We start from the raw sequence: 26697 nt of genomic DNA on the forward strand, positions 1-26697 counted from the left end.
GATGAGTTGGAACTTTGCCCTGATCCTTTTTATTCTGCTGGTGGTTACCGGTGTCATCTGGGCGCTCGATCTGGCCGTGCTGCGCAAGGGGCGAGAGCGCCGGGCGCAGGCCGCGATGGCGCAGTACGACACGGCTTTGGTGGGCGACGCGCAAGAGGCCGAGCGCCTTCGGCGCGAAGCTGGCGACGCTGCCCGGCGCGTGCCCTGGTGGGTCGAGTACGCGGTCAGCTTTTTCCCCGTCATTCTGTTCGTATTCATGCTGCGCTCGTTTGTCGTCGAGCCGTTTCGCATTCCGTCCGGATCGATGCTGCCCACGCTGCAATCGGGCGATCTGATTCTGGTGAACAAATTCAGCTATGGCCTTCGCCTGCCGGTGATCGACAAGAAGGTCATTCCCATCGGCTCGCCGCAGCGCGGCGACGTGTTCGTGTTCCGGTATCCGGTGGATCCGGACGTCGATTACATCAAGCGCGTGGTGGGCTTGCCCGGCGACGAGGTCGCATACATCGACAAGAAGCTGTATGTCAATGGCGAACTGGTGCCGCATGTGCGCGATGGCGACTATTTCGAGCCGGATCGTGTGTCTTATATCGCGCAATATAAAGAGAAGTTGGGCGACGTTGAGCACAAGATTCTGCTAGATGAGAACGTTCCGCAGCGCTATACCCCGCAGGAGTGGCGTTTTCCCTACCGCGAAAACTGCCAATACAGCCACAATGGGGTACGCTGCAAAGTACCCGAAGGGAATTATTTCGCCATGGGCGATAATCGGGACAACAGCGCGGACAGCCGGTATTGGGGGTTTGTCCCGGAAGCCAACATCGTCGGCCGCGCCTTCTTCATCTGGATGAACTTCAGCGATCTGAGCCGCATCGGCCGATTCAACTGATTATGTCGCTAGCCACGCTAGAAAACCGCCTGGATCACCACTTCGGTGATCCAGCCTTGCTTGAACAGGCGCTGACGCACCGCAGCCACGGGGCGCGCCATAACGAGCGATTGGAATTCCTTGGGGATTCCGTGCTGAACTTCGTCGTGGCGGCGATGCTGTTCGAACGCTACTCGAAGATCGACGAGGGCGATCTGTCGCGCCTGCGCGCCAACCTGGTCAAACAGGCATCGCTGGCCGACATTGCCCAGCGGCTGGAGTTGTCCCAGTACCTGCGCCTGGGCGAGGGCGAGCTCAAGAGCGGCGGATTCCGCCGGCCTTCCATCCTGGCCGACACGGTCGAGGCCATCTTCGGCGCCGTCTTCCTGGACGCGGGCTTTGACGCGGCGCGCCGCGTGATCGTGCGCCAATACCAGCCGGTGCTGGCGTCGGTGGACCCCAAGACGCTTGGCAAGGATGCCAAGACCTTGCTCCAGGAATTTCTGCAGGGCCGCAAGATGGCCCTGCCGCTGTATACGGTGGTGGCCACGCACGGCGCGGCCCACAGCCAGCAGTTCGAAGTCGAATGCGCCATTCCGGCGCTCGATATCAAGGTGATGGCGCCTGGCGCCAGCCGTCGCGCCGCCGAGCAATCCGCGGCCAAGCTGGCGCTCGAGGCCGCGCTGGCCGTCAGCCCGGCCGCCAAGGCTGCCCGCAAATCGGGCAAGGCGCGCAAAACCGCGCAATTGTCGCTGCCCGTGGCAGTGGCTCAAGAGACTAAATGAGCGATACCCCTTTTCGTACCGGCTTCGTTGCCATCGTTGGCCGCCCCAATGTGGGCAAATCCACGCTGACGAACGCCCTGATCGGTTCCAAGATCTCCATCGTGTCGCGCAAGGCGCAGACCACCCGCCACCGCATCCACGGTGTGCTCACGCGCGAGCACGAACAGTTCGTGTTCGTCGATACCCCGGGTTTCCAGACCCGCCACGGCGGGGCCATGAACCGCATGATGAACCGCGTCGTGACGCAGGCGCTGGCCGACGTCGACGTGGTGGTGCATGTGGTGGAAGCCGGCAAGTGGTCGGAGGGCGACGCCAAGCTGCTGCCGCTCTTGCCCAATCCCGAGCGCACGATTCTGGTGGTGTCCAAGATCGACGCCCTGAAGAACCGCGACGACCTGTTCGCGTTCGTCTCCAAGATCATGGCGCAGCATCCGTTCGGCGCGGTGGTGCCTGTCAGCGCCACCAAGAACCAGCAACTGGATCAACTGCTCGACGAAATCGCGTCGCGCCTGCCGGAAGGCGAGCCGATGTTCGAGGAAGATACGCTCACCGATCGTCCCATGCGCTTCATCGCGGCCGAACTCGTGCGCGAGAAGATCTTCCGCCTGGTGGGCGACGAACTGCCGTATGGCTGCACGGTCGTCATCGAGCAATGGGAAGAGACCGCCAAGGGCGCCACCATCAATGCCTGTGTCGTCGTTGAACGCGACAGCCACAAGCCGATCCTGCTGGGCACCGGCGGCATGCACATGAAGCGGATCGCCACGGAGGCGCGGCAGGACATCGCCAAGCTGCTGGACAAGCCCGTGCATCTGGAGGTCTACATCAAGGTGCGCAAGGGCTGGTCCGACCGCGAGGGTGCGCTGCGCGATCTGGGTTATGAGTAGACGGGCGCCACGCGTCCAGGATCGCCCGGGGTTCATGCTCCACGCCACGGCGTGGCGTGAAACCTCTCTGATTGTTCAGACCTTCTCTCGCGATCACGGCTGCGTGGCCATGGTCGCCAAGGGCGCCAAGCGCCCTTATTCCGTTTTGCGTCCCGTCCTGTCAGCCTTTCAGCCGCTGCTGCTGTCATGGACCGGCAACGGCGAGGTCAAGACGCTGACCCGCGCCGAGATCGCCGGCATCCGGCCGCTGGCTGGCGCCGCGCTGATGTCGGCGTGGTACATGAACGAACTGCTGCTGCGCCTTCTGCCCCGCGAGGACGCCCACCCGCTGCTGTTCGATGCGTATGACATGGCGCTGCAGCAATTGTCCGCCGGCACCCGCGCGGCCGGTGCGCTGCGCCGATTTGAGTGGACTCTGCTGCGCGAGACGGGCTACGGCGTGGACGAAGCGCCGCCCGATTTCGATGATCCGGTGATCGAGCCCGCGCTGCGCAGCGATCTGCGCGCGCGCCTGGCCGAAATTCTGGCGGGCCGTCCGCTTTCCACGCGGCGCGTGCTGCTGGACCTGCAGCGCATCTGATTGCGGCCCGGCCTCATGACGTTCACGCTCAAGCAGGTCGAAACCTTCCGCACGGTCTACGAAACCGAAAGCGTGACCGCTGCCGCGCGGCGTCTGGACGTGTCGCCCGCAACGGTCAGCGCGACGCTGGCCGCGCTGGAAGCCAGCATCGAGCTGCGCCTTTTCGAGCGCGTGCGCCAGCGGATGCAACGCACGCCCGAGGCTACCCTCCTGTACGAAGAGATCCGCCGCCTGAATGTCGGACTGGAAAGCCTGGGACGCAAGATCCGGGCGATCCGCGGCGCCGCGCAGCCGCGGCTGCGGATCGGCTGCATCCACGCCTACAGCGGCGCCATCGTCACCGATGCCATCTCGCGCTTTCGCGTGCGCTACCCCGATACGCCGCTTTACTTGCAGATACGCGATTCCAACACCTTGCGCGACATGGTGGTGTCCGGTGAGCTGGATCTGGCGGCAGTGGCCGACGAGTCCGAACTGGAAGGGCTGCGCGGGCATCGTCTGGCAAGCTTGCGGGCGGTGGCGGTGTTTCCGGCAGGACACGCGCTGGCACGTCTGGAATCAGTGAATTTTTCGCGGTTGGCCGAAGTCGATGTGATTGCGCTGAACGCCGAGGACGGGTCGCGCAAGCGGCTGGATGCGCTGTTGCGCCAGGCCGGCCAAAGCTTGCGCGTCGCGATCGAGACGCCGTATTCCAGCACGGTCTGTCAGCTTGCGCTGGCGGGGCATGGCGTGGGCATCGCCAATCCGGCAACGGCGCTAGGCATGGAGGCAGCGGGACTCAGCTTCCGGCCGCTTCAAGCCGCCGTGCATTTCGAATGCCACATGATCGTGCATGGCAGCCGCCCTTTGTCCGAAGCCGGCAAGTTCTGGGCGACGTGCCTGCGCGCCGCCCTGGCCCCGCTGATCGATCGATTCGGCGTGTAGCGGTGGCGGTCAGCCCCGGCGTCCGTCCGAGGTCAGCATCAACACCACCGTCGATTCCGCATCGAGCTTGCCGGCGCGCCTGAGCCGCGCCACGGCCGCCAAGGCGGCGGCGGACGATAGTTCCGCACCCAGGCCCACGCGTTCAAGGCGCAGGCGCGCGTCGCCGGCTTGCGCATCGGACGTCTCCACCGGAATGCCGCCCGAGCGCGACAACGCCTCCAGGGCCTGCAGCGTGCACGTGCCGCCCGCAATGGAGTATTGCTGTGTCGCGCTTTCCCACTGGCCTCGGGCATCGCCGGTCGTGAGTGCGCGCGACAGACGGGCGTAGGGTTCCACGGCGTGCAGCCGGGGCAGGCGCGTAATGCGGCCGGCCGCCAAGAGGTGCTGCCAGCCCAGATAGATGCCCCACAGCAGGTCGCCGCGCGCCGTCGGCACGATGATGTCCGTGGGCACGCCGCAGTCGGCCAGGATCTCCTGCGCGATGGGCTTGTAGCCTTCCACGCCGTAGGGATGCGTGCCCACCGGCGGATTCAGGTAGTTCGTGCCCGCGAACGCGCCGTGGTTGCGGCACAGGTCGGCCACGTAGGGCCACCGGGCCAGGCTGTCTTCGAACGCCCGCAGGCGGGCGCCGAAGCGCTCCATGGCTTCGCGTTGCAGTGGCGGGCAGTTGCGGGTGATGGCGATGTCGGCCTCCAGGCCTGCCGCGGCGCAGTAGGCGGCCAGCGACACGCCCGCGTTGCCGCTGGAAGCCGCCGCCACGCGGGTGGCGCCAGCCAGCCGCGCGCGCGAGACCAGTTGCGCCGACATGCGGTCCTTGTGGCTGCCTGTGGGATTGGCGCTTTCGCACTTGAGCCACAACGCGCCCACGCCTTCTTCACGCGCCAGGTCGGGCGCGGCAAGGCAAGGCGTGCCGCCTTCGCCCAACGTCACGGGCGACAGCACGGGCAGGGGCATGACCTCGTCCACCGCGTGCGCGTCATACTGGCACTCCAGCGTGGCGGGGTGGCCAGCCGCCAGGCAAGCGGGACAGCCTTCGGGGTAGTCGCCTGCGGGCCAAAGGGTCGCGCAGCGGATGCAGCGCAGGCCGGTCAATCTGGGGTTCATCTGCATGAGTCAGTATCTTGTTGCAAGAGCGTCCAAGGGGAGGGCGGGGGCGACCTGCAGCAGGCAATCGCCGTCGTCGCTGCGCGCGATGGGTCGAAGGCACACCACCGTGCCGGCCTGCGGGCTGAGCAGGGCGCGCGGCGGGGAGTCGGGCCGTGCCGGCTCGATCAGGCGGCCGATGCGCTGGTGCGCGTCCACGGATTGTCCCAGTTCCACGGCGGGGACGAAGACGCCGGATTCACGTGACCGCAGCGTCGCGGCGGGTGTGTCGAGGTCGTAGAGGCGGACTTGCGCGGCAGAGGCGGGTGTCTGGCCATGCAACAGCCCCAGTTCGGCCAGGCAGCCCAGCAATCCGTCCCGGCAACGGTCCGCCAGCAACTGGCTGGTCTCTCGGCCGCCGCCGATCTCGGCAGACAGGCGCAGCACGCCGTGCCGGCTGGCTGCGGCGGGCATGGAACCGGCTTCGCCGCCGCGAAAGAACACGCAGTCGGGCAGCCCGAACGCGCGCGCGAGCGCGGGCAGGCGTTCGTCGTAGGAATCGTTGCCGTAGCGGGTGATGACCGACGACGGCAGGTAGCGCAGCGACGCGCCGCCGCTGTGCACGTCCACCAGGGCCTGTACGCGGGGCAGCAGGCGCGCTTCCAGGGCGGCTGCCACGCTTTCGGTATAGCCGCGCGCTGGTTCGCCGAGGAAGGCGCGGTTCAGGTTGCCGCCGTCGGAGGGGGACAGCCGGGTGCCGGCAAGCGATGCTTCCGCGTTGGCCGCGGGCAGCAGATAGACGGTGCCGCGCTGCAGGATGCCGGGCAACTGATGCCACAAATCCAGGATCGCGGCCTGGCCTTCCCATTCGTCGCCGTGCACGCCGGCGATCAGCGCGACGGCGGGTCCCGGGCCTGCCTCGATCCGCAGGACGGGAATCGTGATGCGCCGGTAAGCCGACGCGTTGGTGGCGGCGGCCACGGAAAAATCTTCGCGGGTTACGCTGGCCATGCGGGGGCTCCGGGGAAAGGAGTCGGGCGCGCGGGGGCGCGGGTCAATCCAGCGTGGCGGCCTTGATGATGCTTTCCCACTTGGGCAGCTCCTTTTTGATCTGGGCCTGAACATCCTGCGGCGTGCCGCCCAGGGGCTCCTGGGAGCGGCTGCGCAACTCCCGGCTCACGGCGTCGGAACGCAGCGCCTGATTCAGCGCGGCGTTCAGCCGCGAGATCGCGGCGGCCGGGGTGCCTGCCGGCGCCACCAGCGCGCTCCACGCCGATTGCTCGTAATCTGGATAGCCTTGTTCGGCCACCGTCGGCACGTCAGGGTTGGAGGCGGCGCGCTTGCGGGTTGTGACGGCCAGCGCGCGCAGGCGTCCGTCCTTCAGATTGCCGATCAAGGGCGGCAGGTTTTCCATCATGGAATCCACATGGCCGCCAAGCAGGTCCGAGAGCTGCGCGGCGGTGGCCTTGTACGGAATCTGGCGCACGGCGGCGCCGGTCTGGGCGATGAAGAGCTTGACGCCCACTTCGCTGGTCGTGCCCGGGTCCGCCGAGGTCATGGTCAGGCGGTCCGGCTGGGCGCGGCTGGCTTGGATGAAGCCTTTCAGGTCCCGATACGGCGAGGCGGCGTTCACGACGATCACGTTGGGCGTCTCGGCGACCAGGCCAATCGGCTTGAGGTCACGGTCCAGGTCGTACATCTGCTGCTTGAAGAGATAACGGTGCAGCACCAGCGTGCCTACGTGGGCATAGCCGATGGTGTAACCGTCCGCAGGGGCCCGGACCACGGCTTGCGTGCCGATGCGGCCGCCGGCGCCCACGCGGTTTTCAACGACGACCGGCTGTCCAAGCAGGCGGCTCATTTCCTGGCCGATGAGGCGGGCCGTGATGTCGGCATTGCCGCCCGCGGCGGCCGGCACGATCAGCGTGATGGCGCGTTCGGGGTAATCGGCGTGCGCAAGAGGGGCGGCGAGGCAAAGCAACAGGGCGGCAAGGCAGGCAGAGCGTTTCATGACGATTCCCGAGGCGTTGAGGGCTGCGCCATTGTGCGACCGCACGCCGCGGCTGCCGTTTGGTTGAATCACATAGTTATTTAATTGAATCTAATGAAGATCGCCGTTTCGCCGGTCGGCCTGCTTGCCCAACCCATGTCCCACTGCAGCCGCGCACAGCGCTACCACCGCGCCCAACAGGGCGATCAGTGCCGCGCCGTAACCCAGCGTGTCGATGCCGGCCTTCACCCAGCCGCTGGCGGCGTCGCCGCCGCGATATACCACGGTGTCGATGACGTTCTTCGTCTTGTACTTGTCCTCGGGCGTGACCGCAGTGAACAGCATCTCGCGCCCTGGCCGGATCAGCGCATACTCGCCGGCGCGGCGCAGGATCATGGCGGCTGCCAGCACGGCGAACACGGGGAAGGCCGCCAGCGCCAGAAAGGCGACCGCCACCGCCAGCGGGACGGCAGTCAGCAGGAACCGCAATCCCAGGCGGGCGGCCACGCGGCCGGTGATGAAGATCTGCGACAGCAGTGCGAGCGTCTGCACGGTGAAATCCAGCGCGCTGAAGACACGGATGCGCTGGGCAGTGTCGGGGAACGCGTCGGCGACCAGCCGCGCCTGTTCCATGTAGAGAAAGGTGTTCAGGGTGGCCAGCAGCACGACCAGCAGGGAAATGCCCAAGAGGTAACGGGACTGGAAGATGCGCGACAGTCCGGCCAGGATGCCGCCTTCGATGGGACGCTGCATGTCTGCAAGGCCGACGCCGGGCCGGGATGCGGCGCGCCAGGCCAGCAGCCATTGCTTGAGCGGCAGCGTGGCGGTCAGCAGCAGCGCCGACAGCACCAGCAAGCCCGCCGGGCCCAGCACGCCCGCCAGCAGGGCGCCAAGCAGCGGGCCGCAAAGGCCGCCCGCGCTGGCGCCCGCGGCGATCAGCGCGAACAGCCGCTTGGCCGATTCCATGCGGAACACGTCGGCCATGAGGCTCCAGGCGATGGAGACGACGAACAGGTTGAACACCGATAGCCAGACGTAGAACGCGCGCGCGGCCCAGACGCTGCCGGGTTGCAGGTGGAGCAGGGCGGCAAAGCCCACCATCGTCAGCGCGAAGATGGCGTAGACCCAGGTCACCAGCGTGGCACGGGGCACGCGGTTGGATATCCAGCCAAACAGCGGCACGACGGCCAGCGTGGCAAGGAAAGTGGCGGTGAACAGCCATTGCAACTGGTTCACGCCCGCCTGGATCCCCATCGTTTCCCGGATGGGGCGCAGCATGAAATAACCGCAGAAAAGGAAAAAGAAGAACGCGAAGCCGCACGCGGCAGGCGCGAGCTCGGTTTCCTGGATGCCCAGCGCCCGTGCGGCACGGGCACGCCAGGACAGAGGGGCGGCCGCCATCGCGTCAGGCGAGCAGTGCGGCGATGCGGTCGCGCAGGGCGGCGTCGGGCTGGCGGCCAAAGCCGGCGCGCGCATTGTCCGCCATGTTGGCGGGCTTGGACGTGGCGGGGATGACGGCCGTGACGGCGGGATGGCCAATGATGAACTTCAGGAAGATCTGCGCCCAGGAGGTGCAATCGATTTCGGCGGCCAGCTTGGGCAGCGCCACGCCCTTGACCTGGCGGAACAGCGCGCCATCTTCGAACGGCCGGTTGATCAACACCGCGACGCCGTTGGCCTGGCACGCGGGCAGCAGGCGTTTTTCGGCGCTGCGCGAGGCGATCGACAGGTTCACCTGCAGGAAATCGGGCTTTTCCTTTTCGACCAGCTCGGTCAGGTCGTCGTGCGCATGGTCCGTGTAATGCGTGATGCCGATATAGCGCGTCACGCCCTGCTGTTTCAGATCGCGCAGCAAGGCGAGCTGGTTGCGGGTGTCGATCAGGTTATGAACCTGGATCAGGTCCAGCTTGTCGCTGCGCAGCGCCTGTTGCGACTCCCGGATCTGGCGCATCGCGGATTCGTGGCCGCGCGTGCTGATCTTGGTCGCCAGGAACACGCGCTCGCGCAGGCCGCCTTCGCGGGCCAGGAGGGCGCCGGTGACGGCTTCAGCCTCGCCATAGCTGGGCGCCGTGTCGATCAGGCTGCCGCCCGCCTTCATGAGCGTTTCAAGCACCTGGGCCAGCGGCGCCATGGCCGCGGCGTCGCCGGGCGACACGTTGAACGTGTCCGCGGTGCCCAGTCCCACCACGGGCAGGGTCTCGCCCGACGACGGAATCGGGCGCTTTAGCATGGCCTGTCCCGGCGTGGCTGCCCATGCCGGCCACGCGGCCCCCATCAGGGCTGCGCTGGCGGTGGTCTGCAGGAAGCGGCGGCGGTCAGGCATGGCAAGGCTCCGGCTATTCAAGAGGAAAGGGGGCGGCCCAATGAAAAAGGGCCTACATGTGCATGCAGGCCCTTGCGGTGCTGGTCTGACGACGGCGCGTTACTCGCGGTTGCCGCCGAAGATGCCCAGCAGCATCAGCAGGTTCGAGAAGACGTTATAGACGTCCAGGTAGATGGCCAGGGTGGCCGAGACGTAGTTGGTCTCACCGCCGTTGACCACGCGCTGCAGGTCAACCAGCATGAACGCCGAGAAGATCACGATGGCGAGCACCGAGATGGTCAGCATCAGGGCCGGCAGTTGCAGGAAGATGTTGGCCAGTGCCGCCACCAGGATCACGACCGCGCCGATGAACAGGAATTTCTGCAGTCCCGACAGATCGCGCTTGATGGTCGTGGCCAGGGTGGCCATGGTGCCGAACACGATCGCGGTGCCGCCGAACGCCGTCATGACGAGCTGCGAACCGTTGCTCATGCCCATCACGAAGCCAAGCAGGCGCGAAAGCATGACGCCCATGAAGAACGTGAAGGCCAGAAGCAGGACCACGCCCAGCGAGCTGTTCTTGTTCTTCTCGATGGCGAACATCAGGCCGAAGGCGCCGACCAGGAAGACGATGGCCGACAGGCCGGGGCTGGCGCCCATGACGCGGTTGATGCCGGTGTAGAGGCCGACGGCCGCGCCCAGGACCGTCGGGATCAGCGACAGGGCAAGGAGCCAGTACGTATTGCGCAGGACCTGGTTGCGAGCGACCTCGCCCGGCGCGCCGGCGACAGCGCCGGAACGGTTAAAAGGGGACGGACGATATTCGTTCATGGAGAACTCCTGTATACGGCAAGTATGGTGATTGCCTAGAAGGCTTAGATGCGAAGGATACCTTACAGTTCCCTGAAGAATCCAGTCAGCCTTGCCTGACCTCATTGAGCACACGGGAAACGATAGCAGGCAATTCAGCATCCATGCGTGCCTGTAATTGCGTCACGGCGTCGGCAAGCGCCTGTCGCATGACCTGTTCCACCTCGGCCTGCAAGCGGGCGGCGAGCACGGTGGCGTCCGGCAGGGCGCGCAATGCGGGGGCGGCGGCCGGCGGCTGGTACGCGGTCGGCGCCGGGCTGCCGGCTGGCGCAGAAGGCCCGTCATCGTCGGCCACATCCGTCAGCACGGGGAACGGGTCGTGCTCGTAAACCGGGCCGGCCTCGTCGGCCAGTTCGGTCAAGAGCGGCGCATCGGCGTCATCGTCCGCCGGGTCGTGGAACGAGGGCTCGGCGCGGTGAGTCAGGGTGGGGATGCCGGGGTCGGGTGTGCGAGCGGGCATGGAAACTCCCGAGATTCTGGTGAACGCGGCGCGCGGGCGCGCGTGGGGGGACGGTTCAGCCGCCTTGGGCCTTGCGGCTCAGGTCGTGGCTTTGCGGCACATGACCGGCCGTCTGGTAGGTGCGCCAGCGCTGCCTGGCCGCCTGCTTGTCGTCCGGATCGTCCGAGACGATTTCCAGGAGGCGTTCGAAAGCGTCGAAGCCGGGCGGGCAATCGTCGTCCAGATTCAGCAGCCAGGGCTGCGGCTGATCGGGCTGCCCTGCCGCCTGCAAGGCCTGCAGCGGCTCTCCGGCGGTAAGCACCACCGGCGTTTCAGGGGCCAGGGGATCGTTTGCCAATACGTGCGGCACGAACGCCGTGTCGTCGAACGCCCACAGCATCCGGTCGAACGCCGCCAGGCGCGAACCGTCTTTACAGTACACCACCAGCCGCTGGCCTGCCAGGACGCGCTTGCGCACGACCTGGCAGGCCATGCGCAGGCGGTCGGGCGCGCCGAATGCGAAATCGATGCGCGTCATGGGGCTTTTGGCGTCAGTCGCTTCAAACCTGGTCCAGCAGGTATTGCATCAGGAGCGGCACGGGACGGCCGGTCGCGCCCTTGTCCTTGCCGCCCCGCCAGGCCGTGCCGGCGATGTCCAGGTGCGCCCAGGGGTAAGCCTTGGCAAAGCGGGACAGGAAGCAGGCCGCGGTGACGGCGCCGGCCGGAGGACCGCCGATGTTGGCGAGGTCGGCGAAATTGGACTTGAGCTGTTCCTGGTAGGCGTCGTCCATGGGCATGCGCCAGGCGGTGTCCAGCGCACGGCGGCCCGCCGACGCCAGGGCGTCAGCCAGCGCGTCGTCCTTGGAGAACAGGCCGGTGTTGACGTTGCCCAGCGCGACGACGCAGGCGCCGGTCAGCGTGGCGATGTCGATCACGGCAGACGGCTTGAAGCGTTCGGCGTAGGTGAGGGCGTCGCACAGGACCAGGCGGCCCTCGGCGTCGGTGTTCAGGATCTCGATGGTGAGGCCGGCCATGCTGGTGACGACGTCGCCCGGCTTGTTGGCCTTGCCGCTGGGCAGGTTCTCGCAAGCGGGAATCAGGCCGACGACGTCCAGCGGCAGTTCCAGTTCGGCCAGGGCGCGGAACGAGCCCAGCACGCTGGCGGCGCCGCACATGTCGTACTTCATTTCGTCCATGGTGGCCGCGGGCTTGAGCGAGATGCCGCCGGCGTCGAACGTGATGCCCTTGCCGACCAGCACGATCGGGCCTTGCGCGGACTTGGCGCCCTTCTTGGCGGTCTTGGCGCCTGCGTGGCGCAGGACGATGAAGCGCAGCGCTTCCTCGGAGCCGCGGGCGACGGACAGGAACGAGCCCATGCCCAGCGCTTCGACCTGCTTGCGGTCCATGACCTCGACCTTCAGCGACTTGAATTCTCGCGCCAGGCGTTTGGCGGTGTCGCCAAGGTAGGTGGGGGTGCAGATGTTGCCCGGCAGGTTGCCCAGCGTGCGGGTCAGTTCCATGCCGTTGGCGATGGCGCTGCCTTCGCGCAGGCCTTTCTGGGCTTGCGTGGCATCGGCGCGCTCGACGACCTGCACGATCTTCTTGAGCTTGGGGCGCGCGTCGCGGTCGGGCTTGCCGAAGCTTGCGTCGTAGTAGTAGGCCGCGCCGCCGGCCGCGATCGCGGCGCTGCGGGCGCGCGTAATGACGTCGATGCCGGCGATGGGATTGGCGACCAGCGTGGACACGCCTTCGGTGAGTTGGGCCGAGACGCAGGCCGAGGCAAATGCCTGTTCGGCCGACGCGTGAGTGCGGGCCGAATATTCATCCTGCTTGCCCAAGCCAACCAGGACGACACGCTGCGCGGAGACGCCCGGCAGCGTGCGCAGCGTCAGGGTCGAGCCGGCGCGGCCGCGGAATTCACTTTTGACCACCGCACGGACGGCGCCATTGGAAGCGCGGTCGATGATGTCGGCGGCGGGGCTCAACACGCCGTCCGCGTACACGCCGACGGCGAGGGCGGCGGTTTTGACCTGGTGCAGGGAAGCAGTGGTCTGTGTGCTAAATTCCATGAGGGTTTCCCGTGTGCGTCTGTGTATGATGCGGTCGATTATCCCGCATATTCTCCCATGTCTCTATTCAAACGCTCTGTCGTCAGCGAGATCACCAGTCACGCTGGCGTTGTCTTTTCCACGTTGCTCGTCGTGTGGCTCAGCGTGCTTCTCGTGCGCCTGCTCGGCGAGGCCGCGGGAGGCAACATCGGAGCGGACGTGGTGGTGGTGCTTGCCGCGCTCTCTACCATCACCGCGCTGCCGACCATTCTGGCGGTCTCAATCTTCATTGCCGTGCTGACCACGGTCACGCGCAACTACCGCGAATCCGAAATGGTGGTGTGGTTTGCCAGCGGCCTGTCGCTGGCCGACTGGCTCAAGCCGGTGCTGCGCGTGGCGGTGCCCGTCGCGATCGCCGTGGCGGGGCTGACGCTGGTGGCCTCGCCCTGGGCCTACCGCCAGATCGGCGAATACCACGAACGCTTCGAGCAGCGCTCGGACCTGTCCAAGGTCACGGCTGGCCAATTCGCCGAGTCCTCGGGCGGCAACCGGGTGTTCTTTGCCGAAGACCCGGTCAATCCGACCGACGAACTTGGCAATGTGTTTGCGCGCGAGATCGGTCCCGAATGGCTGAGCGTGCTGACCGCGAGCAGCGCGCATATCGAAACCCTGCCCAACGGCGACCGTTTCCTGGTGCTGGGCGAAGGGCATCGCTACGACCTGAAGCCAGGCACGCCGGAGCTGCGCCTTGTGCACTTCGAAAAATACGGTCTGCGCCTGGAAAGCAAGGGGGGCGGCGACCCGGTGGCCGAGGCCCGCGCGGCGGCAGAGCGTTCCTCGAAGGCGCGCAGCACGCCGCAACTGATCGAGGACAACACCAACAGCAGCTGGTCCCAGGTGATGTGGCGGATTTCGCTGCCGCTCGCGGCGCTGAATCTTGCGCTGCTGGCCATTCCGCTTGGCGCGGTCAATCCGCGGCTGGGACGTTCGGGCGACCTGCTCATCGCCGGTCTGGTCGGTCTGCTCTATATGAACCTGATCAACCTGTCGCGCGCCTGGATCTCCAACGGCAAGCTCAGTTTCGGTCTGGGGGTCTGGGCCATCCACGGCGCCGTCGCGCTGTTGACCGTCTTCCTGCTGATGCGCCGCCTGCGCGTCAAGGCGCCCAAGAACAACACCTAGCAAGACAGGCGCCGACATGCGCGCCTGTTAGGGCAGATACTTCATCGTCCCGCGCCGGCCTGCCAGCAGGTCGGCGTTTCTCAAGACCGATTTGCGGATGAACTCCCACAGCGCGGTCACGCGCTTGAGCTTGCGCAGGTCTTCATGGCAATACATCCAGAACGAGCGCGTGATGGCGATCTCGTCTTCCAGCACCGGCTTTAGCCGCGGATCCTGTGCCGCGATGAAGCACGGCAGGATGGCGAGCGACTGGCCTTGCAGCGCCGCGTGGTATTGGGCCACGACGCTCGTGCTGCGCAACACCACCTTGCTTGCCGGGAGCAGGTCTTCCAGATAGCGCAGGCGCTCGCTGAACAACAGCTCGTCCACGTAACCGATGAACGTGTGATCCGCCAGGTCGTCGCGGCGAGTGATGGGCGCATGGTTGGCCAGATAACCCGGCGTGCCGTACAGCCGCAACGTGTAGTCGCACAGCTTGCTGCACACGTACGGGCCGCGCTGCGGCCGTTCGATGGTGATGGCCAGGTCGGCTTCGCGCTTGGACAGGCTGACAAAGCGCGGCACGGGCAGGATGTCCAGCGTGATGTGCGGATAGCGCCGCTGGAAGTCGGCCGCAAGCGGGGTCAACACGTAGCTGCCGAAGCCTTCGGTGGCGCCGATGCGCAGGTGACCCGACAACGCCTGTCCGATGCCGGACAGGTTTTCGCGCGCCGTGTGCACCACGCTTTCCATTTGCTCGGCGTGGACGAAGAGGCGCTGGCCGTCGTCCGTCAGCACGAACCCCGCGCTGCGCGACTTCTCGAATAGCAGCGTATCCAGTTCGGTTTCCAGGGCCCGGATCCGGCGCGACACGGTGGTGTGCTCCACGCCCAGCTTGCGCGCCGCGGCGCTGACGCGCTGGGTGCGGGCGACTTCCAGGAAATACCGCAGGCTGTCCCAATCAAGCAAGATCCGTCGCTCCAGGCCCCCGGCAGCACGTTGCGCCGGCGACATTTCTGTATGTGCATGAATGCACAAGGAATGTGCATTTCTAGTGTTGCTTGTTGATTTTCACACATCTACACTGGTTCGGCTGGCCTTGGGCTATGCCCTGGGACCGCAAGCCGCGAAGACGGCGCCACAACGCTACTACTCAGCGCATAAAAACTCAGGAGACAAATCCATGAAATTGCACGCACGCGGGCTCGCCGCAGGCTTGTGTCTGGGCGCCGGTTTGATTGGGCAGGCCCATGCGGCGGACAAGCCGCCAGTGAAGATCGGCATTCTGACGGATATGTCCGGCACCTACGCCGGCATGGGGGGCGCAGGCTCGGTCGCCGCGGCGCAATTGGCCATCGACGACTGCCTTGCCGCGGAGTGCAAGGGCATGAAGATCGATCTGGTGTCCGCGGACAACCAGAACAAGGCCGACGTGGGCGCCGCCCGGGCGCGCGAATGGTTCGACCGCGACGGCGTCACCGCCATTGCCGACCTCACCAATTCGGCGGTCGCGCTCGCCGTGCAGGGGATTGCCCGCGAAAAGAACAAGGTCGTGATGTTCTCCGGCCCGGCCACCACGGCGTTGACCAACAAGGACTGCTCGCCGGTCGGCTTTCACTGGATGTTCGACACCTACTCGCAGTCCGCGGGCGGCGCCAAGGCCACCGTGCGCGAGGGCGGCAAGTCCTGGTTCTTCATCACCGTTGACTACGCGTTCGGCCACTCGCTGGAAGCCGACACGGCCAAGGCGGTGAAGGCGCTGGGCGGCACGGTGGCCGGCAATGTCCGCCACCCGCTGAACGCGCCCGACTTCGCGTCCTATCTGCTGCAGGCGCAGAGCTCCAAGGCGCAGGTGGTGGCGCTGGCCAATGGCGGCCAGGACACCGTCAATGCGGTCAAGCAGGCGCGCGAGTTCGGCATCGTGGCAGGCGGGCAGCGGCTGGTTTCCCTGCTGATCTTCCTGTCGGACCTGCGTGCGCTCGGCCTGGAGAACGCGCAGGGGCTGTCTTACGTGGATGGTTTTTATTGGGATTACGACGACGCCACGCGTGAGTGGTCGGGGCGCTTCGAGAAGGCGTTCCGCGGCCTGAAGCCCACGATGACGCAGGCGGGCGTGTATTCCAGCGTGCTGCATTACCTGCGCGCGGTGGCCGCCGCCAACAGCACCGACGGCAAGGTCGTCGCCGACAAAATGCGCGAGATTCCCATCAAGGATCCCATCATGCGCAACGCGTCGATCCGCCCGGACGGCCGCGTGATCCACGATATGTACCTGTACGAAGTCAAGAAGCCCGCGGACTCCAAGGGCGGCTGGGACTATTCCAAGCTGGTGGCCACCATTCCGGCGGCCGAAGCCTTCCAGCCCCTGGCCGATTCGACCTGCCCGCTGGTGAAGAAATAGCGCCAAGCCCGCGGGCGCTGTCCCGCGGGCGCGGCTCGATCCAAGAACGCGGATTTTCATCCGCATCGACTACGCAGTGTGAGGAGCAACAAAATGAGTGAAGTCCCGCGCGTTCCGCTACTGATCGGCGGCAAGCTTGTGCAGTCCAAAACCACCGAATGGCGAGACGTGATCAACCCCGCCACCCAGGAGGTCGTTGCCAAGGTGCCCTTCGCCACGCGCGAAGAACTGGACCTGGCCGTTTCCAACGCCAAGGAGGCCTTCAAGACCTGGCGCAACGCCGGGCAGGGCACGCGCATGCGTGTCATGCTCAAGTTCCAGGAACTGCTGCGTGCCAATACCGGCAAGCTGGCCGAGATGATCACCCGCGAGCACGGCAAGACGCTGCCGGACGCCGAGGGTGAAGTCGGCCGCGGCCTGGAAGTGGTCGAGCACGCCTGCTCGATCGCCAACCTGCAACTGGGCGAGTACGCGGAGAACGCGGCGTCCGGCATCGATGTCTACACCCTGATCCAGCCGCTGGGCGTGTGCGCGGGCATCACCGCGTTCAACTTCCCGGTCATGCTGCCGTGCTTCATGTTCCCCATCGCCGTGGCGTGCGGCAACACGTTTGTGTTGAAGCCTTCTGAGCAGGATCCGACATCGTCGCTGTTCCTGGCGGAATTGGCGCTGGAAGCTGGCCTGCCGCCGGGCGTGCTGAACGTGGTGCACGGCGGTCCCGAAACGGCCAACGGCCTGTGCGAGCACCCCGACATCAAGGCGGTGTCGTTCATCGGCTCGACCCGCGTGGGCACCGAGATCTACAACCGCGCGTCGGCCGCCGGCAAGCGCTGCCAGTCCATGATGGGCGCGAAGAACCACTGCGTGGTCCTGCCGGATGCCGATCCCGAAGTGGCGCTGAACCAGCTGCTGGGTGCCGCCTTTGGCGCGGCAGGCCAGCGCTGCATGGCCTCGTCTGTGGCGGTGCTGGTGGGCGAGGCCCGCAACTGGCTGCCCGACTTCGTCGAGCGCGCCAAGAAGCTCAAGGTCAACGCCGGCACGGATCGCGAAGCCGACCTGGGTCCGCTGGTGTCGCCCAACGCCAAGAAGCGCGTCGAAAGCCTGATCCAGAAGGGCGTGGACGAAGGCGCCAAGCTGTTGCTGGACGGCCGCAACCTGAAGGTGGCTGGCTTCGAGGAAGGCAACTTCGTCGGCCCGACCGTGTTCGACGGCGTCGCCGAGAACATGACCATCTACACGGAAGAGATCTTCGGGCCGGTCCTGTGCTGCGTCGGTGTCGAGACGCTGGAAGACGCGGTGGCGTTCATCAACCGCAACCCCAACGGCAATGGCGTCGCGCTGTTCACGCAAGACGGGGGCGCGGCGCGCTACTTCCAGAACAACATCGACGTGGGGCAGGTGGGCATCAACGTGCCTATCCCTGTGCCGGTGGCGTGGTTCAGCTTCACGGGTTCGCGCGGCTCCAAGCTGGGCGACCTGGGCCCCAATGGCAAGCAGGCGGTGCAGTTCTGGACGCAGACCAAGACTGTGACCGCGCGCTGGTCGGCACACGCCAAGACCGTGAACACCACGATCTCGATGCGCTGAAAGAGGGACGCCTTGCTCCTAAGCTTATATCGATAATTCATATAGCAAGGCGTTCTTATTACTTATAATTGGCCCGTCTATCAGGGGCCAATTAATGAACCTCCAGCAATTTCGTTTCGTGCGTGAAACCATCCGGCGCGACTTCAACCTGACTGAAGCCGCCCGGATGCTCTACACGTCGCAGCCCGGCGTTTCGAAGGCCATCATCGAGTTCGAGGACGAGCTGGGCATCAAGATCTTCGAACGTCATGGCAAGCGCATCAAGGGGCTGACCAAGCCCGGCCTGGCCGTGTCGCAGGTGATCGACCGCATCATGCGCGAGGTCGACAACCTGAAAAAAGTCAGCGACGAATTCGCACGCCGCGACGAGGGCGGCCTGGTCATTGCCTGCACTCACACGCAGGCGCGCTATCTGCTGCCCCGCGTGATCCCCGCGTTCCGCAAGCAGTTCCCCAAGGTTCACCTGTCGCTGGCCGAGGGCAGCCCCGCCCAGCTGGCCGAAATGGTGCTGCATGAACAGGCGGATCTGGCGCTGGCGACCGAGTCGCTGGCGCTGACGCCGGGCCTGGCCACGCTGCCGGTCTACGCGTGGGAGCACACGGTGGTGGTGCGGCCCGATCATCCGCTGGCCGAGCTGACCTCCAGCGCCGCCAAGCGCCTGTCGCTGGCGCAACTGGCCGAATACCCCATCGTGACCTACGACCGGGCCTTTACCGGCCGCAGCACGATCGACGAGATCTTCGCCAACCAGGGCATTCATCCGGACATCGTGCTCGAAGCGATCGACGCCGATGTGATCAAGACTTACGTGGACGTGGGCCTGGGCATCGGCATCATCGCGGGGGTTGCCTATGATCCGCGCCGCGACTCGAATCTGGTCGGCCTGCCCGTGGGGCACCTGTTCGGCACGCATACCACGCGCGTGGGCGTGAAAGCGGGCGTGTTCCTGCGCGACTACGTCTACACCTTCCTGGAGATGCTGGCGCCGTCGCTGACCCGGGCCGTCGTCACCGACGCGGTGCAGGGCACGCCGAAGTAGCCCGCATCCCCGCCGCATGCGCGAATAAAGCGCGACGTCCTTACGACGTCGCGTTTTTTTTGCCTGCAATTCAGACGGGAAGGGTGAGACGGCTATCCCTTTCGGCAAGCTCATAAAAATAATTAAATAAGAACGGATCTCATTTAAGTTGACGAAAAAATAGGAATCATTATCATTACATCCAGGCTCAACGACCCAGTGAGGTAAATCATGACGGCAGGACTTAGTGCAGTGGTAGTGGGCGCCGACCGCCTCGGCAATATTCCCGATCTGCTAAAAGGTCACAACATCTCGATCACGCACCACATCAGCGGGCGCGATCCCTCGCATCAAAAGAAGACGTTGCAACTGCCTTCCGGCACGCAACTGGTCATACTGCTGACCGATTTTCTTGGCCACAATGTCATGAAGACCTTCCGCAACGCGGCGCAGCGCGGCGGCATCCGGGTCGTGGCTTGTCGCCGTTCCGTGTGCAGCATGCAGCAAGCCCTGCAGCAATGCGGCTTGTGCCCGCGCGCCGGCACCGTTCATTGACGGGACGCGTCTTGCCGCGCATCCAAGACAAACTGGGGAGGCCGATACGGCCTGCGGCCTGATCGCCGCGAAGAGAAAAAACAAAAACGCCGCCGGACGGAAAGTCGGGCGGCGTTTTGCATTTGGACGATGGCGGCGGGTTGGCCTGCGTGCGAAGATGTTGCCCAGAAGACGGGCAGGGTCTGGCAGGGCGGTCAGTTGGCCGCGCGGGCCGACGCCATCAGGGTGTTGTCCAGGCGGCGGGCGCCGTTGTAGCGCTTGGACCAGTAGGCCATGGTCATGCTTTCGACGCGCACCACGCCACCGGCGCTAGGCGAATGCACGAAGCGGTCGTCGCCCAGGTAGATGCCGACGTGGGAATAGCGGCGGCCCATGGTGTTGAAGAAGACCAGGTCGCCGACCTGCAGTTCGTTCTTGGCGACTGCTACGCCTTGCCGGGCGATTTCGGCGGCGTTGCGGGGCAGCTTGAGGCCCAGGCCGCGTTCAGCCGAGTAAGCGACCAGACCGCTGCAGTCAAAGCCGGTTTCGGGGGTGCTGCCGCCAAAGCGGTAGCGGATGCCCAGGTGGTTCAGGGCTTCGCTGACCATGGCGTTGTCGCTGCCGACACCCGAATGGGTGCGCTGGCGTTCACGCTTGAATTTTTGGACCACCAGCATGCCGATCGGGTCATCGGCGGTGGCAACCCATTCCATCTCGTAGGGATCGATCTCGGACGTATGGGCGGTTGACTTTTGACTAGTGCTTGCACAACCGGCCAGACCCGCAAAGCAAGCAACCAACGCGAGCACGCGCAGACCGCGCTTTGCATGGCCAGTGGTTGAATTGAATCGCGCGGGGTTGGAGTGTCGATGCATTCGCCTGGGGATGAATCACTGAATGACAGCAAAAACCCGCGCTTTAGCCGCGGATGGGGCCGAAATGTCAGCAAATTCAACAATTATGTGCAACTTCGCGGGGATTCTACCAAACTTTTAAGGCCGATTCGTGACGTAACGGCCCTAAATATCCATGCAGCGTGGACATCTGGAAGAATTTTTTGACTTGCGGCAAGCCTCGTGCAAGGTTTGCCTACCAGAATGACTGAAAAGATTGGACAAAAAATCAATCAGCCTTAAGGCCTATGAACAATACCAGGAGACAAACATGCAAAGAACCCGGGATTTCCACTATCGCTCGGTTCATGACCGCGACGCGTTCTGGCGCGAAGAGGCCACGCGCATTCACTGGGAAACGCCATTTGACACTGTGCTGGACTTCTCGCGTCCGCCCTTTGCCAAGTGGTTCGTTGGCGGGCGCACCAACCTGTGCCACAACGCGGTAGACCGCTGGCTGCCCACGCAGGCGGACAAGCCGGCCCTCATCTGGGTGTCCACGGAAGTGGATCGCGAACAGGTCTATACGCGGCAGGACGTCTTTGAAGAAGTGAACGCCGCCGCCGCCATGCTGCGCGAACTGGGGGTGGGGCGCGGCGACCGGGTCCTGCTTTACATGCCCATGGTGCCCGAAGCGGTGTTCACGATGCTGGCGTGCGCCCGGATCGGCGCGGTCCACTCGGTGGTGTTCGGCGGGTTTGCATCCGTGAACCTCGCGCAGCGCATCGACGACGCCGCGCCCAAGGTGGTGGTGTGCACGGACGGCGGCTCGCGCGCCGGGAAGGTCGTGCCATACAAGCCGCTGCTGGACCGTGCGTTGGGCCTGGCCAAGTCGCCGCCCGCGTCGGTGGTGGTGTTCGACCGCGGTCTGGCGCCGTTCGAGCCGGTGGCCGGGCGCGACCTGGACTACGCGACGCTGCGCGAACGCCACCGCGGCGCCCGGGTGCCCGTCGAATGGCTGGAATCGTCCGAGCCCAGCTACATCCTTTACACCTCCGGCACCACCGGCCGTCCCAAGGGCGTGCAGCGCGACACGGGCGGCTACGCCGTGGCGCTGGCCTCGTCCATGGAATACCTGTTCGACGGCCGTCCCGGCGACACCTATTTCTGCACCAGCGACATCGGCTGGGTGGTGGGGCATTCCTATATCGTCTACGGACCGCTCATCGGCGGGCAATCGACCATCCTGTACGAAGGGACGCCCGTGCGCCCGGATGGCGCGATCCTCTGGAAGCTGGTCGAGCAGTACGGCGTGAATACGCTCTTCTCGGCACCCACGGCCGTGCGCGTGCTCAAGCGCCAGGATCCCGCGCTGCTCAAGCGGCATGACCTGTCCACCCTGCGCGCGGTCTACCTGGCCGGGGAGCCGCTGGACGAGCCGACCGCGCAATGGATCTCCGAAGGGCTGGGCAAGCCCATCATCGACAACTACTGGCAGACGGAATCGGGCTGGCCGATCCTGTCGGCGCAGCCCGGCATCGAAAAAGTCCCCACCCGGTTCGGCAGTCCCTCGTTCCCGGTCTACGGCTTTGACGCGCGCATCGTCAGCGAGTCCACCGGCGAAGACCTGGGTCCCGAGCAGAAGGGCGTGGTGGCCATCGTGCCGCCGCTGCCGCCCGGCGCCATGTCCACCATCTGGGGCGACGACGCGCGCTTCGTCGAGACCTATTTCACGTCGATTCCGGGCCGCCAGGTGTATTCGACCTTCGACTGGGGGCGGGTGGACGCTGACGGCTACTGGTTCATCCTGGGCCGCACGGACGACGTGATCAACGTGGCGGGACACCGGTTGGGCACGCGCGAAATCGAGGAATCCGTCAACAGCCACAGCGGCATTGCCGAATGCGCGGTGGTGGGGGTGGCCGACCCGCTGAAGGGGCAGGTCGCCATGGCGTTTGCCGTGCTGAAGAATCCCGCCGGCGCCGACACGCCGGAAGCGGCAAAGCAGCTGGAAGGCGATATCATGCGCCTGGTGGAAGAACAGCTTGGGGCGGTGGCAAAGCCGGCCAGGATCCGGTTCGTGGGCGCGCTGCCCAAGACCCGTTCCGGCAAGGTGCTGCGCCGCGCGATCGTCGCGGTATGCGAGTCGCGCGATCCCGGCGACCTGACCACCATGGAAGACCCTAACGCCCTCGAACAGATCAAGGAGTCACTGCAATGAAAACCAAACCCGTGCTGAGCGCCGACGACGTCAAAAAGATCCTGGCCGCGGCCGAAGCACACGCCTTGCAGAACAAGTGGGCCGTCACCATCGCCGTGACCGACGATGGCGGCCATCTGCTGGGCATGCTGCGACTGGACGATGCGGCTCCCATCTCGTCGCACATCGCGCCGGCCAAGGCCAAGACGGCCGCGCTGGGCCGCCGCGAATCGCGCATCTACGAAGAACTCATCAACAACGGCCGCTACTCGTTCCTGTCGGCGCCCCTGATCGAAGGTATGCTCGAGGGCGGCGTTCCGGTCATCGCCGACGGCCAGGTCATCGGCGCGGTGGGCGTCTCGGGCGTGAAGTCGACCGAAGACGTGCAGATTGCACAAGCAGGCATCGCCGCGCTGGGCCTATGAGCCAGGCGCAGCCGCCGGAAACGCCGGCCGGCGTTTCCGCGCAGGAACCCCGGGGGGCGGGCGACGGTCCGCTTAACCCGGGCGTCACCCGGCGCGAAGTCCTGGCCTGGGCCATGTACGACTTCGCGAACTCCGGCTACACCACCGTGATCCTCACGGCGGTCTTCAGCACCTATTTCGTCGGCGTGGTGGGCGGGCGCGCCTCGTGGGCCACGCTGGCCTGGACGGCGGCGCTGTCGCTGTCGTACCTGCTCATCATGCTGACCATGCCCACGCTGGGCGCGCGCGCCGATGCGCGGGCCAGCAAGCGGCGGCTGCTCTACACCAGCACGATCGGCTGCGTGGCCGCCACGCTGGTGCTCACGCAGGCTGGGCCGGGCGACGTGTGGCTCGCGCTGGCCGCCATCGTCGTGTCCAACTACTGCTATTGCGTCGGCGAGTCCGTGGTCGCCGCCTTTTTGCCCGAACTCGCCCGGCCGCAGGCGCTGGGCCGCGTGTCGGGCTGGGGCTGGAGCTTCGGTTATTGCGGCGGCATGCTGACGCTGGGCCTGTCGCTTGTGGTGGTGACGCTGGCTGAGGCCCGCGGCGCCACCGCCGAAGAATTCGTGCCGTGGGTCATCGTGGTCACCGCGTCTGTCTTTGCGCTGGCTGCGTTGCCGTCGTTCTTCCTGCTGCGCGAGCGCGCGCGGCCGCAGCCGGGCAATCCGGCCGCGCTGCACATGCTAAAGCGGCTGGCGTACGCCTGGCGTGAAACAGGCCTGCACTTTCCGGAATTCCGCCGCCTCTTGATGTGCATTGCCTGCTACCAGGCCGGGATCTCCGTCGTGATCACGCTGGCGGCCGTGTATGCGTCCGAAGTCATGGGCTTCACCACGCCGCAGATCATGCTGCTGGTGTTCACGGTGAACATCGGCGCGGCGGCGGGGGCGTTTTCGTTCGGCTACGTGCAGGACCGCATCGGCCACAAACCCGCGCTGGCCATCACGCTGGCCGGGTGGATCGTGATGGTGCTGGTGGCCTACTCGGCCGTGACCGCGCCCGTGTTCTGGGTGGCGGCCGCGCTGGCCGGGCTGTGCATGGGCACCACGCAAAGCGCGGGCCGCGCCATGACCGGCGCCTTGGCGCCCGCGGGCCGGCTGGCCGAGTTCTATTCGCTGTGGACCTTTGCGGTGCAGCTTGCCGCCGTGATCGGTCCGTTGACGTACGGGCTGGTGACGTGGGGCACGGACGGCAATCACCGCCTGGCCATCCTCGTCACAGGGTTGTTCTTTGTCGGAGGACTGGCCCTGTTGTCGCGGGTGGACATGAAACGCGGCCTCGCCCGGCAGACCGGCTGAACGCCGTATTCGTCAAGCCTGATGCGGCTGCTATCCTTATGGACTGCCTTGCGCCGGCGCGTTTCGATGCGGCGGCGCATGCTGATTGCTTGGCATTGTTGGCGCGCCGCGTGACGGCGCGCCGTTGGCTTGTGCATGCTGCCCGGTTGGCGCCTTGGGGCGTCTTCCTGCCCGGATCCGGCGCAGACGCATCGCCTTGGGCCTCGTCAATCTGCGGGCTCCGGCCCGCATTTTGCGTAAGGTGCCCGTAAGAGCGCGGCGATACGGTTGCAGGTGGGTAATAAAAAAGCAGCATAAACAACAGAATCACCGTTTGGAGACAAGATCATGTCGAACGCTATTCAGTCCGTCCTGGTGGAAAACCGCGTGTTTCCGCCGCCCGAGCGCGCCGCGCAGGGCGCCGCGATTCCCAGCATGGACGCCTACAACGCGCTGTGCGCGCAGGTCGAGAACGACTTCGACGGATTCTGGGCCGGCCAGGCCCGCGACAATCTGCAATGGACCAAGCCGTTCACGCAGGTCCTGGACGAATCCGACGCGCCGTTCTACCGCTGGTTCGGCGACGGCGAACTGAACGTTTCGGCTAACTGCCTGGACGTCCACCTGACCAACGGCAACGCCGACAAGACCGCCATCATCTTCGAATCCGATGACGGCAAGGTCAACAAGGTGACCTACCGCGAACTGCTGGCGCGTGTGTGCCGCTTCGCCAACGGGCTGGCGGCGCTGGGCTACAAGAAGGGCGACCGCGCCATCATCTACATGCCGATGTCCATCGAAGCCGTGGTGGCCATGCAGGCCTGCGCGCGCCTGGGTGTGACGCACTCGGTGGTGTTCGGCGGTTTCTCGGCCAAGAGCCTGCAGGAGCGCATCGTCGACGTGGGCGCCTCGCTCATCATCACCGCCGACGAGCAGGTGCGCGGCGGCAAGACCATCCCGCTCAAGCCCGCCGTCGAAGAGGCCATCGCCATGGGCGGCTGCGAGGCCGTCAAGAAGGTCGTCGTGTACCGCCGCACGGGCGGCAAGGTGCAATGGAACGACAGCCGCGACCTCTGGATGCACGAGGTCGAGGACGGCCAGCCCGACACCTGCGAGCCGGTTCCGGTCAATGCCGAGCACCCGCTCTTCATCCTGTACACCTCCGGTTCGACCGGCAAGCCCAAGGGCGTGCAGCATTCGTCCGCCGGCTACCTGCTGTGGGCGCTGCTGACGGTCAAATGGACCTTCGACGCGCGCAAGGACGACGTCTACTGGTGCACCGCGGACGTGGGTTGGGTCACCGGCCACACGTACATCACGTACGGTCCGCTGGCCGCCGGCCTGACGCAGATCGTCTTTGAAGGCGTGCCCACCTATCCGAACGCCGGTCGCTTCTGGGACATGATCGCGCGCCACAAGGTCACCACGTTCTACACCGCGCCCACCGCGATCCGTTCGCTGATCAAGGCTGCCGAGGCCACGCCGGAAGCGCACCCCAAGAACTTCGACCTGGACTCGTTGCGCATCATCGGCACGGTGGGTGAGCCCATCAATCCCGAGGCGTGGATCTGGTATCACAAGAACGTGGGCCGCGAACGCTGCCCCATCGTGGACACCTGGTGGCAGACCGAGACCGGCGGCCACATGATCACGCCGCTGCCGGGCGCCACGCCCACCAAGCCGGGCTCGTGCACGCTGCCCCTGCCGGGCATTGCCGCGGCCATCGTCGATGAAACCGGCGGCGACGTCGAAAAGGGCAATGGCGGCTTCCTGGTCATCAAGCGTCCGTGGCCGGCCATGATCCGCAACATCTGGGGCGACCCGGAGCGCTTCAAGAAAAGCTACTTCCCGGCCGAGCTGCGCGGCTATTACCTGGCGGGCGATGGCGCGCAGCGCGATGCGGACGGCTACTTCTGGATCATGGGCCGCATCGACGACGTCCTGAACGTGTCGGGCCACCGCCTGGGCACGATGGAAGTCGAATCGGCGCTGGTGGCGCACGAAATGGTGGCCGAGGCCGCCGTCGTGGGCCGTCCCGATGACACGACCGGCGAGGCCGTGGTGGCCTTCGTGGTGCTCAAGCGGTCGCGTCCGGAAGGCGAGGAGGCCCAGGCCATCGCCAAGCAATTGCGCGACTGGGTGGCCCGCGAGATCGGCCCCATCGCCAAGCCCAAGGACATCCGCTTTGGCGACAACCTGCCCAAGACGCGTTCGGGCAAGATCATGCGCCGCCTCTTGCGCGTGGTCGCCAAGGGCGAAGAAGTGACGCAGGACGTCTCGACGCTGGAAAACCCCGCCATCCTGGAGCAGCTCTCCAAGCCGCTCTAAACGCATCGGGCCGGATCCCACCGGCCATTTGCATCGCGACAGGCGCATAATGAAGACGCCCGTGCCGGCATGTTGCGGCACGGGCGTCTTCATTCCTGATCGCCAGATCCCCACGCAT

25 protein-coding genes are annotated in these 26697 nt (G+C 65.8%); 14 read left to right on the top strand and 11 right to left on the bottom strand.

Going from position 1 to position 26697, the window contains the following annotated elements:
- Position 1 precedes the first annotated feature (1 nt).
- Genes lepB through V6V88_RS06370 form a run of 5 tightly spaced genes read left to right on the top strand, consistent with a single transcriptional unit; the run spans position 2 to position 4044 of the window.
- Complete coding sequence (lepB, locus tag V6V88_RS06350; protein WP_056321926.1) at positions 2-889, top strand: signal peptidase I; 888 nt, start codon at positions 2-4, stop codon at positions 887-889.
- A 2-nt stretch (positions 890-891) separates the two neighbouring features.
- The gene (gene rnc / locus V6V88_RS06355; RefSeq protein ID WP_056321930.1) at positions 892-1653 is read left to right on the top strand and encodes a ribonuclease III; all 762 of its coding nucleotides are present in this window, start codon (positions 892-894) and stop codon (positions 1651-1653) included.
- Positions 1650-2540: a GTPase Era gene (gene era / locus V6V88_RS06360; RefSeq protein WP_056321933.1), complete on the top strand. Its 891-nt coding sequence runs from the start codon at positions 1650-1652 to the stop codon at positions 2538-2540. Before rnc ends, era begins: the two co-directional genes overlap by 4 nt.
- On the top strand, positions 2533-3120 hold the full coding sequence (gene recO, locus V6V88_RS06365) for a DNA repair protein RecO (protein ID WP_056321935.1): 588 nt from the start codon (positions 2533-2535) through the stop codon (positions 3118-3120). The genes era and recO overlap by 8 nt, the downstream gene beginning before the upstream one ends.
- A gap of 15 nt (positions 3121-3135) precedes the next feature.
- Complete coding sequence (locus tag V6V88_RS06370) at positions 3136-4044, top strand: LysR family transcriptional regulator (protein ID WP_223574594.1); 909 nt, start codon at positions 3136-3138, stop codon at positions 4042-4044.
- 9 nt (positions 4045-4053) lie between these two features.
- Here the strand turns inward: V6V88_RS06370 and V6V88_RS06375 are convergent, their stop codons facing one another.
- From V6V88_RS06375 to V6V88_RS06415, 9 genes are all read right to left on the bottom strand, one after another.
- The gene (locus V6V88_RS06375) at positions 4054-5154 is read right to left on the bottom strand and encodes a pyridoxal-phosphate dependent enzyme (RefSeq protein ID WP_338618470.1); all 1101 of its coding nucleotides are present in this window, start codon (positions 5152-5154) and stop codon (positions 4054-4056) included.
- Positions 5155-5157: 3 nt separating this feature from the next.
- The gene (locus tag V6V88_RS06380; RefSeq protein WP_338618473.1) at positions 5158-6138 is read right to left on the bottom strand and encodes a succinylglutamate desuccinylase/aspartoacylase family protein; all 981 of its coding nucleotides are present in this window, start codon (positions 6136-6138) and stop codon (positions 5158-5160) included.
- 43 nt (positions 6139-6181) lie between these two features.
- The gene (locus V6V88_RS06385) at positions 6182-7138 is read right to left on the bottom strand and encodes a tripartite tricarboxylate transporter substrate binding protein (protein WP_056321948.1); all 957 of its coding nucleotides are present in this window, start codon (positions 7136-7138) and stop codon (positions 6182-6184) included.
- A 90-nt stretch (positions 7139-7228) separates the two neighbouring features.
- A complete protein-coding gene (locus V6V88_RS06390) occupies positions 7229-8518 on the bottom strand; it encodes an MFS transporter (protein WP_338618477.1) in 1290 nt (429 codons plus the stop codon).
- Positions 8519-8522: 4 nt separating this feature from the next.
- Positions 8523-9440: an aldo/keto reductase gene (locus V6V88_RS06395; protein ID WP_338618479.1), complete on the bottom strand. Its 918-nt coding sequence runs from the start codon at positions 9438-9440 to the stop codon at positions 8523-8525.
- 99 nt (positions 9441-9539) lie between these two features.
- The gene (locus V6V88_RS06400; protein ID WP_056321955.1) at positions 9540-10250 is read right to left on the bottom strand and encodes a Bax inhibitor-1/YccA family protein; all 711 of its coding nucleotides are present in this window, start codon (positions 10248-10250) and stop codon (positions 9540-9542) included.
- Positions 10251-10335: 85 nt separating this feature from the next.
- The gene (locus tag V6V88_RS06405; protein ID WP_338618482.1) at positions 10336-10749 is read right to left on the bottom strand and encodes a hypothetical protein; all 414 of its coding nucleotides are present in this window, start codon (positions 10747-10749) and stop codon (positions 10336-10338) included.
- Between the two features lie 55 nt (positions 10750-10804).
- Positions 10805-11266 (bottom strand): DNA polymerase III subunit chi, encoded by a 462-nt coding sequence (locus V6V88_RS06410; protein WP_056321960.1) that lies wholly within the window; start codon positions 11264-11266, stop codon positions 10805-10807.
- Between the two features lie 22 nt (positions 11267-11288).
- A complete protein-coding gene (locus V6V88_RS06415) occupies positions 11289-12797 on the bottom strand; it encodes a leucyl aminopeptidase (RefSeq protein ID WP_128827676.1) in 1509 nt (502 codons plus the stop codon).
- 57 nt (positions 12798-12854) lie between these two features.
- Here V6V88_RS06415 and lptF point away from each other — a divergent pair, with 57 nt between their 5' ends.
- Positions 12855-13958, top strand: a complete 1104-nt coding sequence (lptF, locus tag V6V88_RS06420) for an LPS export ABC transporter permease LptF (RefSeq protein WP_056321967.1) — start codon at positions 12855-12857, stop codon at positions 13956-13958.
- 27 nt (positions 13959-13985) lie between these two features.
- On the opposite strand, the gene V6V88_RS06425 is transcribed toward lptF, so the two are convergent.
- Positions 13986-14906 carry a LysR family transcriptional regulator gene (locus tag V6V88_RS06425; protein ID WP_280001795.1) on the bottom strand — a complete coding sequence of 307 codons (921 nt, stop codon included), beginning with the start codon at positions 14904-14906 and terminating at the stop codon, positions 13986-13988.
- Between the two features lie 214 nt (positions 14907-15120).
- Between V6V88_RS06425 and V6V88_RS06430 the strand changes: the two genes are divergently transcribed.
- The 4 genes from V6V88_RS06430 (at position 15121) to V6V88_RS06445 (ending at position 19498) form a co-directional block, all read left to right on the top strand.
- A complete protein-coding gene (locus V6V88_RS06430; protein ID WP_056321973.1) occupies positions 15121-16338 on the top strand; it encodes an ABC transporter substrate-binding protein in 1218 nt (405 codons plus the stop codon).
- 93 nt (positions 16339-16431) lie between these two features.
- On the top strand, positions 16432-17925 hold the full coding sequence (locus V6V88_RS06435) for a CoA-acylating methylmalonate-semialdehyde dehydrogenase (RefSeq protein ID WP_056321975.1): 1494 nt from the start codon (positions 16432-16434) through the stop codon (positions 17923-17925).
- Positions 17926-18019: 94 nt separating this feature from the next.
- Positions 18020-18964, top strand: coding sequence for a CysB family HTH-type transcriptional regulator (locus V6V88_RS06440; protein WP_056321979.1), 945 nt, complete (start codon positions 18020-18022; stop codon positions 18962-18964).
- A 210-nt stretch (positions 18965-19174) separates the two neighbouring features.
- Positions 19175-19498, top strand: a complete 324-nt coding sequence (locus tag V6V88_RS06445; protein WP_035212827.1) for a DUF2325 domain-containing protein — start codon at positions 19175-19177, stop codon at positions 19496-19498.
- 194 nt (positions 19499-19692) lie between these two features.
- Here V6V88_RS06445 and V6V88_RS06450 read toward each other — a convergent pair whose 3' ends face one another.
- Entirely contained in the window at positions 19693-20352 is a 660-nt protein-coding gene (locus tag V6V88_RS06450) for a C40 family peptidase (protein ID WP_223574608.1), read from the bottom strand.
- Between the two features lie 250 nt (positions 20353-20602).
- Between V6V88_RS06450 and V6V88_RS06455 the strand changes: the two genes are divergently transcribed.
- From V6V88_RS06455 to acs, 4 genes are all read left to right on the top strand, one after another.
- Entirely contained in the window at positions 20603-22531 is a 1929-nt protein-coding gene (locus tag V6V88_RS06455; RefSeq protein ID WP_263293077.1) for a propionate--CoA ligase, read from the top strand.
- Positions 22528-22935, top strand: coding sequence for a heme-binding protein (locus V6V88_RS06460; protein WP_056321988.1), 408 nt, complete (start codon positions 22528-22530; stop codon positions 22933-22935). Before V6V88_RS06455 ends, V6V88_RS06460 begins: the two co-directional genes overlap by 4 nt.
- On the top strand, positions 22932-24272 hold the full coding sequence (locus tag V6V88_RS06465) for an MFS transporter (protein ID WP_062840571.1): 1341 nt from the start codon (positions 22932-22934) through the stop codon (positions 24270-24272). Before V6V88_RS06460 ends, V6V88_RS06465 begins: the two co-directional genes overlap by 4 nt.
- 327 nt (positions 24273-24599) lie before the next feature.
- Positions 24600-26579, top strand: coding sequence for an acetate--CoA ligase (gene acs / locus V6V88_RS06470; RefSeq protein ID WP_056321994.1), 1980 nt, complete (start codon positions 24600-24602; stop codon positions 26577-26579).
- Positions 26580-26697: the final 118 nt, after the last annotated feature.

Origin of the sequence: Achromobacter sp. E1, from assembly GCF_037039475.1 — a bacterium.
In the GTDB taxonomy this organism is placed as follows: domain Bacteria; phylum Pseudomonadota; class Gammaproteobacteria; order Burkholderiales; family Burkholderiaceae_B; genus Achromobacter; species Achromobacter mucicolens.